18 protein-coding genes and 2 pseudogenes are annotated in these 14,708 nt (G+C 64.2%); 13 read left to right on the top strand and 7 right to left on the bottom strand.

The features are described 5' to 3' along the window. Positions 1 to 16: 16 nt before the first annotated feature. From CK228_RS32365 to CK228_RS32355, 3 genes are all read right to left on the bottom strand, one after another. On the bottom strand, positions 17 to 886 hold the full coding sequence (locus tag CK228_RS32365) for an SUMF1/EgtB/PvdO family nonheme iron enzyme (protein ID WP_095790461.1): 870 nt from the start codon (positions 884 to 886) through the stop codon (positions 17 to 19). A gap of 73 nt (positions 887 to 959) precedes the next feature. Beyond that, positions 960 to 2,063, bottom strand: coding sequence for a copper-containing nitrite reductase (nirK, locus tag CK228_RS32360; protein WP_095790484.1), 1,104 nt, complete (start codon positions 2,061 to 2,063; stop codon positions 960 to 962). Between the two features lie 285 nt (positions 2,064 to 2,348). Next, positions 2,349 to 2,789 (bottom strand): pseudoazurin, encoded by a 441-nt coding sequence (locus CK228_RS32355; RefSeq protein WP_095790460.1) that lies wholly within the window; start codon positions 2,787 to 2,789, stop codon positions 2,349 to 2,351. Between the two features lie 154 nt (positions 2,790 to 2,943). Between CK228_RS32355 and CK228_RS32350 the strand changes: the two genes are divergently transcribed. After that, positions 2,944 to 3,639, top strand: coding sequence for a Crp/Fnr family transcriptional regulator (locus tag CK228_RS32350; RefSeq protein WP_095790459.1), 696 nt, complete (start codon positions 2,944 to 2,946; stop codon positions 3,637 to 3,639). On the opposite strand, the gene CK228_RS32345 is transcribed toward CK228_RS32350, so the two are convergent. The 4 genes from CK228_RS32345 to CK228_RS32330 all read right to left on the bottom strand — a co-directional run bounded on the left by CK228_RS32345 (position 3,590) and on the right by CK228_RS32330 (position 6,663). Then, positions 3,590 to 3,841, bottom strand: coding sequence for a DUF1858 domain-containing protein (locus CK228_RS32345; RefSeq protein ID WP_095774907.1), 252 nt, complete (start codon positions 3,839 to 3,841; stop codon positions 3,590 to 3,592). The two genes, CK228_RS32350 and CK228_RS32345, sit on opposite strands and share 50 nt — an antisense overlap. 174 nt (positions 3,842 to 4,015) lie before the next feature. Next, entirely contained in the window at positions 4,016 to 5,035 is a 1,020-nt protein-coding gene (locus CK228_RS32340; protein WP_245438163.1) for a YeiH family protein, read from the bottom strand. Between the two features lie 282 nt (positions 5,036 to 5,317). Beyond that, on the bottom strand, positions 5,318 to 5,695 hold the full coding sequence (locus CK228_RS32335; protein WP_095790457.1) for an ester cyclase: 378 nt from the start codon (positions 5,693 to 5,695) through the stop codon (positions 5,318 to 5,320). 74 nt (positions 5,696 to 5,769) lie between these two features. Then, a complete protein-coding gene (locus CK228_RS32330; RefSeq protein ID WP_095790456.1) occupies positions 5,770 to 6,663 on the bottom strand; it encodes a LysR family transcriptional regulator in 894 nt (297 codons plus the stop codon). 152 nt (positions 6,664 to 6,815) lie between these two features. Between CK228_RS32330 and CK228_RS32325 the strand changes: the two genes are divergently transcribed. From CK228_RS32325 to CK228_RS32270, 12 genes and pseudogenes are all read left to right on the top strand, one after another. Further along, complete coding sequence (locus CK228_RS32325) at positions 6,816 to 7,211, top strand: cupin domain-containing protein (RefSeq protein WP_095790455.1); 396 nt, start codon at positions 6,816 to 6,818, stop codon at positions 7,209 to 7,211. Between the two features lie 48 nt (positions 7,212 to 7,259). After that, complete coding sequence (locus tag CK228_RS32320; protein WP_095790454.1) at positions 7,260 to 7,598, top strand: carboxymuconolactone decarboxylase family protein; 339 nt, start codon at positions 7,260 to 7,262, stop codon at positions 7,596 to 7,598. Positions 7,599 to 7,601: 3 nt separating this feature from the next. Further along, positions 7,602 to 7,914, top strand: a pseudogene (locus tag CK228_RS32315) (DUF2255 family protein). A 2-nt stretch (positions 7,915 to 7,916) separates the two neighbouring features. After that, entirely contained in the window at positions 7,917 to 8,906 is a 990-nt protein-coding gene (locus tag CK228_RS32310) for an aldo/keto reductase (RefSeq protein WP_095790453.1), read from the top strand. A gap of 35 nt (positions 8,907 to 8,941) precedes the next feature. Further along, positions 8,942 to 9,037 (top strand): annotated as a pseudogene (locus CK228_RS36175) (oxidoreductase); the annotation flags it as partial. Between the two features lie 221 nt (positions 9,038 to 9,258). Beyond that, complete coding sequence (locus CK228_RS32300; RefSeq protein ID WP_095790452.1) at positions 9,259 to 9,726, top strand: GNAT family N-acetyltransferase; 468 nt, start codon at positions 9,259 to 9,261, stop codon at positions 9,724 to 9,726. A gap of 28 nt (positions 9,727 to 9,754) precedes the next feature. Beyond that, positions 9,755 to 10,138 (top strand): ACT domain-containing protein, encoded by a 384-nt coding sequence (locus tag CK228_RS32295; RefSeq protein ID WP_095790483.1) that lies wholly within the window; start codon positions 9,755 to 9,757, stop codon positions 10,136 to 10,138. A gap of 175 nt (positions 10,139 to 10,313) precedes the next feature. After that, positions 10,314 to 11,747, top strand: coding sequence for an aldehyde dehydrogenase family protein (locus CK228_RS32290; protein ID WP_095790482.1), 1,434 nt, complete (start codon positions 10,314 to 10,316; stop codon positions 11,745 to 11,747). Between the two features lie 128 nt (positions 11,748 to 11,875). Then, a complete protein-coding gene (locus tag CK228_RS32285) occupies positions 11,876 to 12,304 on the top strand; it encodes an MbcA/ParS/Xre antitoxin family protein (protein ID WP_095775040.1) in 429 nt (142 codons plus the stop codon). After that, on the top strand, positions 12,298 to 12,996 hold the full coding sequence (locus tag CK228_RS32280; RefSeq protein ID WP_095790451.1) for an RES family NAD+ phosphorylase: 699 nt from the start codon (positions 12,298 to 12,300) through the stop codon (positions 12,994 to 12,996). Before CK228_RS32285 ends, CK228_RS32280 begins: the two co-directional genes overlap by 7 nt. A gap of 170 nt (positions 12,997 to 13,166) precedes the next feature. Continuing rightward, positions 13,167 to 13,457, top strand: coding sequence for a metalloregulator ArsR/SmtB family transcription factor (locus CK228_RS32275; RefSeq protein ID WP_032931173.1), 291 nt, complete (start codon positions 13,167 to 13,169; stop codon positions 13,455 to 13,457). A gap of 43 nt (positions 13,458 to 13,500) precedes the next feature. Continuing rightward, complete coding sequence (locus tag CK228_RS32270; protein WP_095790450.1) at positions 13,501 to 14,616, top strand: alkene reductase; 1,116 nt, start codon at positions 13,501 to 13,503, stop codon at positions 14,614 to 14,616. Positions 14,617 to 14,708: the final 92 nt, after the last annotated feature.

Genomic DNA, 14,708 nt, shown 5'->3' with positions numbered 1-14,708 from the left:
CCTGTTGTTGTCGTGATCAGGAAATGCCCAGCCACCGGATGGCGGCTTGCACGAGATTGAGCCGGTCGCGCACAAGGCGGAATCCCAGATTGTCGGGCGGCGTGCCAACGGCGCAACCGCCGCTTTTCCCGTCCCTGATGAAGTTCGACATATAGGTGCGATGGAAACCTTCCACGACATGAACGCCGCAATTGTCGATCGAGCTTGCAACGCCGGCGCCGTCGGCGGCTTCCGTCGTATGGACGTAACAGGTCGACGTCCACTCCCAGACATTGCCGGCAATGTCGGCCACCCCCTTGGAATTGGGTCCAAATCCGCCCCTGGTTCTCGGCTCGGGGTCGGATTTTCGTCCAAGCGAAGCCTCGGTGCGATATTGGACGAGCCAGCGCTGCGCCGGATTGTTGGGGTCGGTCTCGCCAGCCTCGATGTCGCCGCGAAAGCGTTCGCCCGCCGCATAGGCCCATTCCATGTCCGTCGGCAGGCGCCATGCCGATCCGGTCTCGGCCGAGAGCCAGTCGGCATAGGCCTCGGCATCGATATGGCTGACGCCAGTAACCGGAACATTGCCGCTGCCGCGGCCATCGGCCGGCTTGCAGGCGCCGGCCATGACGCAGCGCCGGTAGTCCGAAGCGCTTACCTGGTATTTCATGATCTCGAAAGGCTCCGCCACCGTTGCCCGGACCACGGGAGCACTGACCGGGTGGTTCTGCCTGAGGAATTCGCCTGGCAGCGGATGGGCGAACGATCCGGGCGCGAGGGTGATGAGTTCGGAGCGTATCAGGAGTTCCTGATCCGGCGCCGGACGCCAGCCGACGGCGCCCGTCGCGCCCAGCGTGAACAGGGCGCAAGCCAGACCTCCGAGAGCCAGGATGGGATTGAGGGGCATTGCAGTTTTCCCGCGTTCGCGGCCCTGCAGGAATGGCGCAAGGCCGCGTCTACCTTAGGACCCGAGGCGGCAATCAGGACGTAATCGCCCTTGGCGCTTCGACCTGCATCATCAGGTCGTCGTCCCAGCTTCCGTCGACCGTGAAATGCGCGGTCGCGCCGAGTTCCACCGCCTCGATCAGATTGTGGTTGACGTAGGCGTAGACGCCCGGCTGCAGGAATGTGTAGAGGGCTGCGCCGGCCGAACCCCCGCGAATGAACCAGGTTTCGAGGTCCTTTGCCGGCGGGTTCGCGAACTTGCCCTGTTCCCACACATGGTCGCCATGTCCACCAATCAGATGCGGACGCGTGTCGCGATTGGCCTGCGAATGGACGATCAGGACAGTCTCGCCGACCTTGGCCTTCATGGCGTTTTCGCCGGTCAGCGATCCCGCCTTGCCGTTGAACACGACATGGGTGGGGATCAAGCCACGCATGACTTTCACCGTGTCATCGTAATTGTCGCCGGCCCAGTCATACTTCTTGAATTTACCCTGCTCGTCGCGGGGAATGTAGAAGTCACTTTCGCCGATGTAATAGATATGGTCATAGCGGACCGACTTGCCCTTGTCGTCCTTGAGCCCGTCACGCGGCAGGATCATGATCGCTCCGTTCATGCCCGAAACGACATGCCAGGGGATCATCGGACCGCCGGGCGCGCAGTGGTAGACGAAGGTCCCCGAGCGCGTCGCCTTGAAGCGCAGCGTCGTCTGCTCGCCGGGATTGACCAGGGTCAGCGCACCGCCGCCGAGCCCGCCGGTGGCGGCATGGAAGTCGATGTTGTGGGCAAGCGTGTTGGTGTCGGGGTTGATCAGCGTGAGCTCGACATAGTCACCCTCATGCACGACCATCAGAGGCCCCGGAATCGAGCCATTGTAGGTCATGGCGTTGAGCTGGGTGCCGTCGGCGTCTATCACCATCGGCTTCTCTTCGATGGTCATCGTGAATTCGACGACCTTGGGACCGCCTTTGGCCACCTGGTCGTGGGCATGGACGAAAGGCGGCGCGACCAATGTCACCTTTTCCCGCGGCAAGCCGGCGACTTCCTTGGCGCTGGCCATGGCCGGCATCGAGCCGACCGTCGCGACGGCCGCAGCCGCAAGAACAGACCCCAACAGTGCTTCGCGTCTCGTAAGCATTTCCCGCTCCTTTTCTGAACCGTTCGATGCCTGGAGAATAAGCCTTTCCACCAGGACTTCTTTGCGCTGGCGCAAATTTGAAATTTAGTTTGCCTTGATCTGGTTCATCTGGGAGGCAACGACGGCTGTTCGGAGACCGGCAATCGCGGGCGAATGGAGATACCCGCCGGGCGCCAAAACGCCGTGGGAGTGACGGTGCCGAAGCCGCCGCCACTCCCACAAGACTTCGCAATTCCAATGTCGAGCGCGGACGAACCTGTCTGTCCGCCCGGCCGTCGGCCTCGATCAGTTCGCCTTCACCACCTGAGCAAACAGCGTGGGGAACACGGTCTTGGCCTTGCCGACCTGCTTGACGGCCTGCGCCGCGTCGAGATTCACGGGCTTGCCGACCACGATCAGCGCCACCATGCCCATCCCGTAATGCGGGCTGCATTTGACGCCGTAGACGCCTTCCTGCGTCATGGTGACAGTGGTGGTTTCACCCATCTTGCTTTTGATTTCCTGGGCGCCGTCGGGAAGCATTCCCTTGATGGTTTCGACATTGTGGGTCTTGTCGCCGGGCACGAACTTGACCGTATCGCCAGGGGCCGCCTTGATGAAATCGGGCTGGAAGACCATGGATCCCTTGTCTCCCTTGGTCAGCAACTGGACGACGTGCTCTTCGGCGTTTGCGACGCCGGCGAGGGCGAGCAGGGCGGCGGCCGCGGCAATCAGGTGGAATTTCATGGGTAAAGTCCTTTCTTCGGTGCATCACGGCTCAAACCGTTGCAGCCTTCTAGCCGACAGCACGGACAGGCGATTTGCGCTGGCGCAAACTGGCGCACGAAATATAGACTGGCTGCCGGCGTCATCTGGAGCCGTGTGCAGCGAGGGTTTGGGGTTGCCGCTTGACCGATCGATCATCGCGAGGCTTTCGCTGTTCGAGGGCCTGGGGCCCGCGGAGCTGGACAGCATTCTGAGGGATGCCCGGTCCGTGCGGTTTGCCAAAGAAGCCGCGATTTTCGAGCAGGAGGCCGAGGCGCGTTCATTCTACGTGCTGTTGGCGGGACATATTCGCGTCGTGCGGACCACGCCCGACGGGCGCCAGGTGATCGCCCGCTACATCAGTGAGGGCGAAATATTCGGCGTTGCCGCCGCACTCGGCCGGCTGACCTATCCGGCAACCGCGACCGCGGCGGTCGACTGCGTGGTTCTGGTCTGGCCGAATGCCGTGTGGCCGGACCTGTCATCCCGGTTTCCCGTTCTTACCGCGGGAACATTCAAGACGGTCGGCGCGAGGCTGCAGGACACGCAGGCGCGCGTGATGGAACTGGCCACCGAACAGGTCGAGCAACGCGTTGCCAGTGCGCTGCTGCGGCTGGTGAAGCAGACGGGGCGCAAGACCGATGCCGGCATCGAGATCGACTTCCCGATCTCTCGCCAGGACATCGCCGAGATGACGGGGACGACCTTGCATACGGTGAGCCGGCTGCTGAGCGCCTGGGAGGAACGCGGGATCATCGTCAGCGGCCGCCAGCGTGTCACCATCACCGACGCGCATCGCCTGGTGATGCTGGCGGAGCATCAGGACGGCTGACCGGCCCGCCGGCGACGGCGCGTTCAAGACCCTTCAGGAAATCGGCTTCGTCAATTCGATGATCCCGGCAGGCCTCGGCAATCGAATGGAAGGGAGCGATGTGGCAGCCCACGCAGTGCATCCCGTGCCGGATCAGCACGGCAACGCTTGTTGGCCATCGTCTCATGAGGTCGTCCATGGACATGTTCGGATCGATCCGCATGGGCGTCTCCTTCGTGGTTCTCCCCGTACTTCGACCGTAGCAGAGCCGGTTGGTCGGTCGTTGTGCTGGCGCAAGGAAAGAGCGCGTCGGAAACTGGAGTGAGATGCGGCCAGGCAACCCAGCCGACGTCCCTGCGGCCGCCAGCATCCGAATTCTCACGGGAGGCTTGGCGAGCTAGGCGAACTTCACCAGCATCAGGCTGAAGCCGCCGATGAACAGGAAGGCGCAGAAGGCGAGCGCCAGCGGGCGCAGGCCGCGCGACCGCAGCTGCGAAATGTCGGCCTGCAGACCCATGGCGGCCAGCCCCATGGTCAGCATGATGGTGGTGGCGAGCGCCATGGCCGACTTCACTTCGGCGGGCACGGTGACCAGGCTGTTCAACGCCACGACGGCGACGAAGGCGGCGACGAACCACGGCATGGGCGGCCGTGCCGCCGATTGGTCGCGGCTGCCGCGCCGTGCCATCAGGCCGAGTGCGATGACCGTCGGCGCCAGCATGGCAACGCGCGTCAGCTTGGCCACGGTGGCGATCTCGCCGGACTGGGTGCCGTTCTGGAAGCCGGCGCCGATGACCTGCGCCACCTCATGGATGGAGGCGCCGGCCCACAGGCCGAAAGCGTGCTGGTCGAGGCCGAGCGCGGGGGCGAGCAGCGGGAAGGCGAGCATGGCGACGGTGCCGAACAGCGTGATCGAGGCGACGGCATAGGTGACGTCCTCGTCGCGCGCATCGGTGACGATGTTGGTGGCGACGATGGCCGAGGCGCCGCAGATCGAGGTGCCGGCGGCAATCAGCTGCGCCAGCTTGGCGTCGACGCCGATCAGCCGGCCGAGCGTGACGGTGAAGAGGAAGGTGGCGCCAAGCGTCGCCGCGACAATGCCGACACCGCCGGCGCCGATGGAGACGACCTGGCCGAGCGTCAGCTGGAAGCCGAGCAGGACGATGGCGAAGCGCAGCAGGCGCTTTTGCGAGAAGGCGATGCCGGCCTTGGCGTGCGCCGGCGTGCCGAGCACGTTGGAATAGACCATGCCGGCAACGACGGCCAGGATCATCGGGCTGAACAAAGCGAAGCCGGAGACATTGTGCGCCGAGAAGGCGACGGCCGTGATCATCGCCACCAGCACGATGCCGGGGATAATGCCGTTCCACACCGAATCGAGCCGCTTGCGGCCTGCGGCGAGGTCGGTGGAAATCATGCTTTTCGAAATATCGTTCGCGACGCGGGCGGCGGAAGACAATGCAATGCTCCAGACAGGTATGCCGGAGGAATGCCATTCCTGAAACGATCTTTCCAACGAATTGTTATGGTCAGAATGATCGATTTTTACGAACGATCGGCAATCACTGACCAACGTTGGCGCTGCCTCTCATCCGCCTGCCGGCCGTTCGTCTTTCGAAAAGCCAAGCAATTGGCTTTTCGTCCGCTGCGCGGATCAGTCCTCAACTCCCTGTGGAATGGGGAGAGGGAGCTGGCCTCATCAAAGCTGTGCTTCGATGGCCGCCTTGTCGATCACCGACCAGACGTTCCTGATCCGATCGCTCAGAAATTCATAGAAAACGTTCTCGCTGAACGAGACCTTGCGGCCGTTGATGGGCAGGCCGAAGAAGGTTCCCTTCGGCGTGCAGTTGAACTGCAGGCGGCTGGCTATGAACGGTGGTTGGGCAATCAGCAGCTGGACATCGAAATAGAGATCGGGAATTTCCCGGAAATCCCGCTCCAGCATGGCGCGGTAACCCGACAGGCCGACGCGCTCACTGTTGTAGTGCACCTCGTCATGGACGAAGCGATGCAGCCGCGCCCAATCCTGATTGTTGAGGCAGTCGATATAGCCTCGATAGAGGTCGGTTTCTGTCACGGCGACGGGTCCGGGGTTTCTTCAATCGCGTTCCGGCAGGAAAATAGAACGACCGCGGGCGCAGTCCAGACGTTCTAGCCGCGATAGCGCAGCGCATCGACCAGCAGCGAGAAGGCAGGCGTCGCCTGGCGACGGCTGGGGTAGTAGAGATGGTAGCCAGGGAAGGGCGGGCACCAGTCTGCCAGCACCCGCACCAGCCGGCCGTCGGCCAGATGCGCGCGTACCTGATCCTCCGGCAGGTAGGCAAGGCCAAGGCCGGCCAGCACCGCATTCATGCGCAACCCCGCCGTGTTGAAGATCAGCTGGCCTTCGACGCGCACCTTCAGTTCGCGCCCGGCCTTTTCGAATTCCCAGGCATAGAGCCCGCCATAGGTCGGCAGGCGCAGGTTGATGCAGTTGTGGGTGGTGAGCTCCTGCGGCGTGCGCGGCTTCGGCTGCCGGGCGAGATAGGCGGGCGATGCAACCACGGCCATGCGCATGTCGGGGCCGATGCGCACCGCGATCATGTCGTGCGCCACCTGTTCGCCAAGCCGCACGCCGGCGTCATAGCGCTCGGCGACGATGTCGGTCAGGCCGTAGTCGACGATGATCTCGACTTTGATGTCGGGATAGTCCGGCATAAGCCGCGCGATCGCCGGCCACAGCACCGCCTCGGCGGCGTGCTCGCCGGCAGTGATGCGGATGGTGCCGGCGGGCTTTTCACGCAGGGCACTGAGCGCGGCGAGCTCGGCCTCGATCTCGTCGAGCCTTGGCCCGACGGAACGCACCAGGCGCTCGCCGGCCTCGGTGGGCGCCACGCTGCGCGTGGTGCGGGTCAGCAGCCGCACGCCCAGCCGCTCCTCCAGCGCGCGCACCGTGTGGCTGAGCGCCGATTGCGAGACGCCGAGCTGTGCCGCCGCCCGCGTGAAGCTTTTCTCGCGCGCGACGGCGAGGAAAGCGGTCAGATCGTTCAGATTGTCTCGCGGCATTGATGAATTGTCCTCATAAGTACATGCCGGGTATAGCATCTAATCCAGGCCAATCGCAGGCGCTAAATAGACGCCATCACAATTGGCTGCCCGAACTCGGCGGCCTTGAAGGCCTGGGGCAGCGTGCTGCCTGGCGTCGAGAAGGAGAAACCATGGACATCAAGCGAAGCGGCTCGCAGCCTTCCGCAAAAGGTCCAGCCGACTATTTCACCGGCACGGTGCGCATCGACGCACCGTTCAAGGGCAGCGAGCCGGCCCGCGTCGGCGGCGCCACCGTGACTTTCGAACCCGGCGCGCGCACCGCGCGGCACACCCATCCGCTCGGCCAGACGCTGATCGTCATGTCGGGCGCCGGCCTGGTCCAACGTGAGGGCGGCCCGATCGAGCCTATTCGCCCCGGCGACATCGTCTGGTTCGCGGCCGGCGAGAAGCACTGGCATGGCGCGGCACCGACAACAGCGATGACCCACATTGCCATCGCCGAGGCCCTCGAAGGCAAGGTCGTCGACTGGATGGAGCATGTTACCGACGAACAATACGGGGTCTGAGCAAGCATCAGCTTCGCTTGGACCGATGCCGCAACGAAGGAAACCACCATGACCGATAAACCAGTGCCGCACAGGAATCCGTTCTCCGATATCGCGCCCGCGCTCGGCAGATACACCGACGAGGTGCTGTTCGGAGATGTGTGGAAACGGCCCGGCCTTTCGCCGCGCGACCGTAGCCTCGTCACCGTCGCCAGCCTGATCTCGAACTACCGGATCAACGAGATGCCTTTCCACATGAAGCGGGCACTCGACAATGGCGTCACCCGCGACGAACTCATCGAAACCATCACGCATCTCGCCTTTTACGCCGGATGGCCGGTTGCAAGCACGGCGATCGGCGTCGCCCGGAAGGTTTTCGAACAGGCGGATGCCGAGAAAAAGGAATAGGAAATGCCTTGGTCGAAGGATGAACTCGAGAGGATCGCAGCAACCGACGATCTGCATATTTCGCCTTTGCGCGATGACGGCGTGACCCTGGGCACGCCGACCTGGATCTGGTCGGTCGTCGTCGACGGCGCGCTTTATGTGCGCGGCTGACGCCGGCCTGACCCGGGACGTTACCTTCGAAGCAGTCGAGGGAACCGTCAACGCCCGCATCGATGACGCCTACCGCGCGAAATACGCAGCCAGCCCTTATCTCGCACCGATGATCGCGGCGCGCGCCCGCGCCGCCACGGTGCGGATCACACCGAAGGAGAATTGAAGATGCAAAAGCGCACACTTGGAACAAGCGGCCTCGAAGTCTCGGCCATCGGGCTCGGCTGCATGGGGATCAGCCAGTCCTACGGGGCGCCGATGGAGACGCCGGATGCCGTTCGCCTGATCCGCTCCGCGTTCGAGCGCGGCATCACCTTCTTCGACACGGCGGAGGTCTATGGGCCGTTCAAGAACGAGGAGGTCGTCGGCGAGGCGCTGCAGCCGATCCGCGACCAGGTGGTGATCGCCACCAAATTCGGCATCGACATCGCCGGCACGGCCGGACATGAGGGTATGGACAGCCGGCCGCAGCATATTCGCGAGGTCGTCGAAGCCTCGCTCAAGCGGCTGAGGACCGACCGGATCGACCTGCTCTACCAGCACCGCGTCGATCCGGTCGTGCCGATCGAGGATGTGGCGGGCGCGGTGAAGGACTTGATCGGCCAAGGCAAGGTCAAGCATTTCGGCCTCTCCGAAGCCGGTGTGCGCACCATCCGCCGCGCCCATGCGGTGCAGCCGGTCGCCGCCCTGCAAAGCGAATATTCGCTGTGGTGGCGCGAACCCGAGGAGGCGATCCTGCTGGTGCTCGAAGAACTGGGCATCAGCTTCGTGCCCTTCAGCCCGCTGGGCAAGGGTTTCCTCACCGGCGCCATCAATGCCGATACCAGGTTCGACAGCAGCGACTTCCGCAACACCGTGCCGCGTTTCGCGGAAGAGGCGCGCAAGGCGAACCAGGCGTTGGTCGACGCGATCGTCGCCATCGCGGCGCAAAAGAAGGTGACCCCGGCGCAGGTCGCGCTCGCCTGGCTGCTGGCGCAAAAACCCTGGATCGTTCCGATCCCCGGCACGACGAAGCTCAACCGCCTCGAGGAGAACATCGGATCGGCCTCGGTCGCGCTGACGGCGCAGGATCTTGCCGACATCGAAAACGCGGTCTCGGCAATTGCCGTGCAGGGCGAGCGCTATTCGCCGCAACAGGCGGCGAGGATCGACCGCTGAAGCGTGCGCGCGCTCTGTGACCGTGTAGCCATCCGGCGGATTCCTTCAGGACGGTCGAGTTCGCCATGAGCTGGCCCGATGAGGCCGACATCAACGAGATCCTGTTCAGGCCGACGGCGCAAGAGCACTAAGTTCGAAAGTCTGGGCTAATCCCCAAGCCTTGACGCCCCGCGCCTCATGTTCCAGCTTGGCGTCATGTTCGCTCTCGCGCCCACAAACAGCACGCGACGCCGCTCATTGCCGAGCGGCATGCTGAGCGCGCGACGACAAAGGCCGGCAGGTTAGATCCGGTTCGTTCGTTTCCAGCCCCGCCGGCGACAACGCCGGCGGGGTTTTCCATATCTGGAGCACTGTGATGACAAATTCTTCCATCCGGTTTCGTCCGGCCGAAACCGCTGACGCCGCGACCATCAGGGACATTGTGCGCGCGGCCTATGGCAAATGGGTGCGGGTGATCGGCCGCGAGCCGCTGCCGATGCGTGCCGATTACGGGAAGGCCGTTGCCGAGCATCCGTTCGAGCTCGCCGTCGAAGGCGGCCGCATCGTCGGCATGATCGAAACCATGCTGGCCGACGATCATCTGTGGATCGAGAATGTCTGCGTCGCGCCGCCGGCGCAGGGCAGGGGGATCGGCCGGCTGCTGCTGGAGCGGGCCGAGCGGAAGGCGCTCGAAGCAGGCCGCCAGGAGCTGCGCCTGCTGACCAATGGCGCCTTCGAGGCCAATGTGTTGTTGTACAAAAAGCATGGCTATACGATCGAGCGGGAGGAGCCGTTCATGGGCGGCATGACGGTCTATATGAGCAAGAAATTGACGCGATAGCGGACAAATCGGAGGCATGGATACGACGATGGCTGCCAAGGTCAAATTGAGGCAACTTCCCGGGCCGTACGCGATTTCGCGGCTCGGGTCGGGCGACGGCATTCCCGGCTGGGCGGACGGGCCGGGCTTCGTCAGCATCACCAGGACCGACGACGAGCTTTCGATCACGTGCCTGCAGGATCGCGTCCCACGCGCGGTCAAGCACGACGGCGACTGGGTCGCCTTCAAATTGCAGGGGCCCTTTGCTTTCGACGAAACCGGCATCGTGCTGTCGGTCATCCAGCCGCTGTCGGAAAACGGACTGGGCATCTTCCTGGTGTCCACCTTCGACGGCGACCATCTGCTGGTGAAGGCCGGGGATCAGGATGCGGCGCGACGGCATCTGGTCGAGGCAGGACACACGCTGCTGTAATCCATGCCAGGCCGTGGAAAACGGCTGGGTTCTCTGGCCCAACGCCTCTGGCTCAATGACTGGCGCGCTGGCGCAACCATTTCGGGGGTTGTGTTTGACAGCGGCGTTTGTGCATCGTTATTTCTGATCGGATATGACGGCCGGAACGGCCTTGCGGCACCCCAAGGAGAAAAGCATGTCACACAATCTGCAGTTCTATATCGACGGTGCGTGGGTCGATCCTGTCGTGCCCAACACGCTCGATGTCATCGATCCGTCGAACGAGGATGTTTTCGCGCGGATCTCGCTGGGTTCCAAGGCCGATGTCGACAAGGCGGTGGCCGCCGCCAGGCGCGCCTTCAATACGTTCGGCTTCACCTCGGTCGAAGAACGCCTCGACATGCTGAACCGCGTCATCGAGGTCTACAAGAAGCGCTCCAGGGACCTGGCGCTCGCCGTGTCGCGCGAAATGGGCGCGCCGCGCCAGATGGCGCTCGACAGCCAGGTTGGCGTCGGCCTGGCGCATCTGGAGAAGATGGCGGAGACGCTGAGGACCTTCCAGTTTCGTCACGTCAAGGGGTCCTCGCTCATCGTCAAGGAACCGATCGGCGTCGTCGGCCTGATCACGCCGTGGAACTGGCCGCTGAACCAGATCACCTGCAAGGTCGGCCCGGCACTTGCCGCCGGCTGCACCATGGTGCTGAAGCCGTCGGAAATCGCGCCGCTCGACGCCATCATCTTCGCCGAGATCATCGATGAGGCCGGCGTGCCGAAGGGCGTGTTCAATCTCGTCAATGGCGACGGCCCCGGCGTCGGCCAGGCGCTCTCCAGCCATCCCGACGTCGACATGATGTCGTTCACCGGCTCGACGCGGGCCGGCATATTGGTGGCCAAGGCCGCCGCCGACACGGTCAAGCGCGTGCACCAGGAACTGGGCGGCAAGTCGGCCAACATCCTGTTCCCGGATGTCGACCTCGCCCGCGCCGTCACCAAGGGTGTCGCCGGCTGCTTCGGCAATAGCGGCCAGTCCTGCAATGCGCCGACCCGCATGTTCGTGCCGCGCGAGCGCCATGACGAGGCCGCCGGTTATGCCAAGGCGGCGGCGGAAAAGTTCGTGGTCGGCCCCGCCGATGGCGCCAACACCAAGCTTGGCCCCGTCGTCAGCCAGGTCCAGTTCGACAAGATCCAGGACCTGATCCAGGCCGGCATCGACGAGGGGGCGACGCTGGTCGCCGGCGGCCCCGGCCGCCCGGCCGAACTCAACCGCGGCTACTATGTCAGGCCGACTGTGTTCGCCGACGTCACCCACGACATGCGCATCGCGCGCGAGGAAATCTTCGGGCCAGTGCTGGCGATCATGCCCTACGACACGGTCGAACAGGCGGTCGAACAGGCCAACGACACCGTCTATGGCCTTGCCTCCTACATCCAGGCCAAGGACATCCAGAAGGCCCGCGACGTGGCGGCACGCATGCGCTCCGGCAATGTCTACATCAACTACCCGGCCTGGGACGCCGGCCTGCCCTTCGGCGGCTACAAGCAATCAGGCAACGGCCGCGAATACGCCGAATACGGGCTCGAGGATTTCCTCGAAATCAAGGGCATCGCCGGGTATGAGGCGGCGGAGTAGGCAGGGCCTTAGCATCGACCTTCCAGGAATTGGGTTCCCCACTTCGTGGAGGCGAGGGTCTGTTGAGGCCTCACCCTTGCCAATTGGCAAATACATGCTATATCTCTGCCAATAGCAGGGTGAGCAACATGCAGCTTCAGTCCATCGTCACGACGCCGGCCGCGGTCGGGTCAGCCATTTCGGAAGAAGAGGCCGGCGCGCTGGCGCGCACCACGGTCAATCTGTTCAAGGCGTGGAACCTCACTGACCTCGAGGCCTGCATCCTGCTCGGCGGCATGTCGGCGCGCACCTGGGCACGTTGGAAGACTGGGGCACGCTGGAAGGAAGGCGGCATCGGCAGGATCGACCGCGACCTGCGCACCCGCATGGCGCATCTGATGGGCATCCACAAGGGCCTGCGCTATCTCTTCACCGAACCGGCGCGTGGCTATGCCTGGATCCGCAAGCCCAATGCCACGTTCGGCGGCCAGTCGGCGCTCGACCTGATGCTGCGCGGCGAAATCTCCGACCTTGCCGCCATGCGCGAATGGCTTGATGCGGAGCGTGGTGCATGGTGAGTGGGCTCGCGGTCCGGCGCCGCGTCCACTGGCCCCAGACGTTTCGCATCATCCGCTCCATCCATCCGCCGATCGACCTGTTCGAGGACATTGCCGATCCGCGTGACTGGGAGGCGCTGGCCGCCGTCGAGGAGAAGACCAACCCGCGCATCCGGCTGGAGATCGGCGATCTCGGCAAGGTCGCGGCGGCAAGGCGGGTTTCCGGCCCCGGCGCCAGCTTCGTGATGGCGCCCTTCGTGCATTGTTCGACGCTGCGGCCCGGGCGTTTTTCCGATGGCAGCTACGGCCTCTATTATGCCGGCGACAGCGAGGATGTGGCGCTGGCCGAAACCATCCACCACCACCAGAACTTCATGCGCGCCACCAATGAGGATCCGGGCTGGACGGCGGACTTTCGCGTGCTGATCGGCAGCGTCGACCGCGACCTCGACGACGTCAACGCCGTGCCCGGCGTGCTCGACCCCGACGATTACACCGCCTCGCAGGCGGAGGGGCGGGCGCTGCGGGCAGGGGGCAGCGATGGACTTGTCTGGAACAGCGTGCGCATGCCCGACGGGCAATGCATCGGCATCTTCTGGCCCGACGTCATCCCCGTGCCGGTGCAGGGCCGGCACTACTCCTACCACTGGGACGGCAGCCATGTGGATTTCGTGCGCCAGCACGATACGGGCAAGGTGCTGTCGGTCACCTGACGGGATGGCGGCGCATTCGCCGCGGAGGCTGGCGCCCGGCGGCGCTATTTGCGGCTTCGTGCCGTGTCCTGAGACCAACTTGCTCCGATTGCCTTCGAAATTGGCATGGATTTCCTGCCATATCGACTCTACCCGATTTATATATCGGGTGAGATCGATGCGAGGTGAAGATGGACCGCGACATCATATTGAAGGCACTGGCGCATCCGTTTCGACGCGATGTCCTGGCGTGGCTGAAGGAGCCTGAACAGCACTTCGCCGCGCAGGCGCATCCGCTCGAGATGGGTGTCTGCGCCAGCCAGTTCGACCATCGCGGCCTGGCGCAGTCCAGCGTCTCGGCGCATCTGGCGACGCTGGCATCGGCCGACCTCGTGACAACGCGTCGGGTCGGCCAATGGGTGTTCTACAAGCGCAACGAAGAAACCATCGCCGCCTTTCAGGCCGCCTTGTCCGATCTCTGACGATCCTCCCCCGATCCCCCCGAATGCATGAAAGGCATTTCTCATGACTACCCTGTTTGATCCCTTGCGGGCCGGCGACCTGACGCTGGCGAACCGCATCGTCATGGCGCCGCTGACGCGCAATCGCTCGCCCAATGCGGTGCCTGGCGACCTCTCGGTGACCTATTACAGCCAGCGTGCCACGGCTGGTCTTATCGTCACGGAAGCCACCGCCATCAGCCATCAGGGCCAGGGCTATGCCAACGTGCCCGGCCTCTATGGCGCGGACCAGCTGGCCGGCTGGAAGCGTGTCACCGACGCCGTCCATAGAGGCGGCGGCAAGATCGTGGTGCAGCTCTGGCATGTCGGGCGCATCTCGCACAACACATTGCAGCCCGGCAGCGGCAAGCCGGTGGCGCCGTCGGCGATCCGCGCAAACTCCAAGACGTTCCTGGTCAAACCGGATGGCAGCGGCGAGTTCGCCGAGACCTCCGAGCCGCGCGCGCTCGATGCGGCCGAACTTCCCGGCATCGTCGATGATTTCCGCCGCGCCGCCAAGGCGGCGATCGAGGTGGCGGGTTTCGACGGCGTCGAGATCCATGGCGCCAACGGATATCTCATCGACCAGTTCCTGCGTTCGGGCACCAACCATCGCGGCGATGCGTATGGCGGGTCGATCGAGAACCGGACGCGCTTCCTGTTCGAGGTGGTCGACGCGGTCACGGGCGCAGTCGGCGCCGGCAGGACCGGGATCAGGCTGTCGCCGGTGACACCCGCCAACGACACTTCGGATGCCGATCCGCAGCCGCTGTTCAACCATGTGATGGTGGGCCTGGGCAGCCGTGGCCTTGCCTATATCCACATCGTCGAAGGCGCGACCGGCGGCGCGCGCGACTTCAGCCAGGGCGACCAGCCGTTCGATTACGAAGAACTCAAGGCCGCCTATCACAAGGCCGGCGGCACCGGTGCCTGGCTGGTGAACAATGGCTACGACAAGGAACTGGCCGAAAAGGCCGTCGGGGACGGCTATGCCGACCTGGTCGCGTTCGGCAAGCTGTTCATCGCCAATCCCGACCTGGTCAGCCGGCTGAAGCGCAATGCCGAACTGAATGTCCCCGACAAGGCGACGTTCTACGGCGGCGACGCCAGGGGCTATACGGATTACCCGACGGCGGCCTGAGCCGCCCATCCCAGACGGTTTGCCCTTTCGCCCGCAGCGGAAGGGCAGCCGCTCGCCCGGTACGATGGCCCTAACGGCTTACAGATCGGTTG

It is taken from the genome of Mesorhizobium sp. WSM4312 (assembly GCF_002294875.1).
In the GTDB taxonomy this organism is placed as follows: Bacteria; Pseudomonadota; Alphaproteobacteria; order Rhizobiales; family Rhizobiaceae; genus Mesorhizobium.
This window is presented reverse-complemented; position numbering and strand designations above follow the sequence as displayed.

Excerpts from the sequence above, each read along its gene's own strand:
- CK228_RS32365 (WP_095790461.1), bottom strand. The coding sequence starts at position 886 with ATGCCCCTCAATCCCATCCTGGCTCTCGGAGGTCTGGCTTGCGCCCTG.
- nirK (WP_095790484.1), bottom strand. The coding sequence starts at position 2,063 with ATGCTTACGAGACGCGAAGCACTGTTGGGGTCTGTTCTTGCGGCTGCG.
- CK228_RS32355 (WP_095790460.1), bottom strand. The coding sequence starts at position 2,789 with ATGAAATTCCACCTGATTGCCGCGGCCGCCGCCCTGCTCGCCCTCGCC.
- CK228_RS32345 (WP_095774907.1), bottom strand. The coding sequence starts at position 3,841 with ATGCGGATCGATCCGAACATGTCCATGGACGACCTCATGAGACGATGG.
- CK228_RS32340 (WP_245438163.1), bottom strand. The coding sequence starts at position 5,035 with ATGATTTCCACCGACCTCGCCGCAGGCCGCAAGCGGCTCGATTCGGTG.
- CK228_RS32330 (WP_095790456.1), bottom strand. The coding sequence starts at position 6,663 with ATGCCGCGAGACAATCTGAACGATCTGACCGCTTTCCTCGCCGTCGCG.
- CK228_RS32325 (WP_095790455.1), top strand. The coding sequence starts at position 6,816 with ATGGACATCAAGCGAAGCGGCTCGCAGCCTTCCGCAAAAGGTCCAGCC.
- CK228_RS32320 (WP_095790454.1), top strand. The coding sequence starts at position 7,260 with ATGACCGATAAACCAGTGCCGCACAGGAATCCGTTCTCCGATATCGCG.
- CK228_RS32310 (WP_095790453.1), top strand. The coding sequence starts at position 7,917 with ATGCAAAAGCGCACACTTGGAACAAGCGGCCTCGAAGTCTCGGCCATC.
- CK228_RS32295 (WP_095790483.1), top strand. The coding sequence starts at position 9,755 with ATGGCTGCCAAGGTCAAATTGAGGCAACTTCCCGGGCCGTACGCGATT.
- CK228_RS32290 (WP_095790482.1), top strand. The coding sequence starts at position 10,314 with ATGTCACACAATCTGCAGTTCTATATCGACGGTGCGTGGGTCGATCCT.
- CK228_RS32285 (WP_095775040.1), top strand. The coding sequence starts at position 11,876 with ATGCAGCTTCAGTCCATCGTCACGACGCCGGCCGCGGTCGGGTCAGCC.
- CK228_RS32280 (WP_095790451.1), top strand. The coding sequence starts at position 12,298 with ATGGTGAGTGGGCTCGCGGTCCGGCGCCGCGTCCACTGGCCCCAGACG.
- CK228_RS32275 (WP_032931173.1), top strand. The coding sequence starts at position 13,167 with ATGGACCGCGACATCATATTGAAGGCACTGGCGCATCCGTTTCGACGC.
- CK228_RS32270 (WP_095790450.1), top strand. The coding sequence starts at position 13,501 with ATGACTACCCTGTTTGATCCCTTGCGGGCCGGCGACCTGACGCTGGCG.